The following is a 493-nucleotide window of genomic DNA, read 5'->3' on the forward strand; positions in this document are numbered from 1 at the left end:
AAGCTTGCACAGCCCAACTCAGATGAATAACTAGCAAGCCCATTTTAGTCCCGCTTGATTGGCTTGTAAGGCATGCATTAACCGTGGTGTCGGCGAATATGCTTTATTAAACCTGATTCGTTAAATTCTAATGAGACAATATTAGTTTTACTATATTCAATGGTTTTATCTAAATGTGCAGGCTTAACTTTACCCATTTCAGTCATTTTTATAAAAACAACATTAGCCCCTACCATAATTTCATTTATCTCAATATTACTGTTTATAACTTCATCTTTTAGTTTACTAATCATGTCTGAACGAAGCTTCGATTTATCCGTATACGTAAACTTAAATTTTACATGTTCATCAATGAAATCATCTGACAATAGCGATATATAATGATCTATTTCTTTGGTGGTTGTTTTTGGTTGTTGGCGAGCATTTTTGGCTGATACAAATGTCTTGGCTTTTTCGATTAACTGATCTGTCGTGAACTTGTCCTTTGCTAAGC

1 protein-coding gene is annotated in these 493 nt (G+C 34.1%); it reads right to left on the bottom strand.

Annotated features, from left to right (window positions below; translation table 11 throughout):
- Window positions 1-77: 77 nt before the first annotated feature.
- On the bottom strand, window positions 78-493 hold a 416-nt coding region (locus AB4238_RS22475), incomplete at its 5' end, for a nuclear transport factor 2 family protein (RefSeq protein ID WP_372035864.1).

The organism is Shewanella sp. 10N.286.45.A1, assembly GCF_041470405.1.
GTDB lineage: Bacteria > Pseudomonadota > Gammaproteobacteria > Enterobacterales > Shewanellaceae > Shewanella.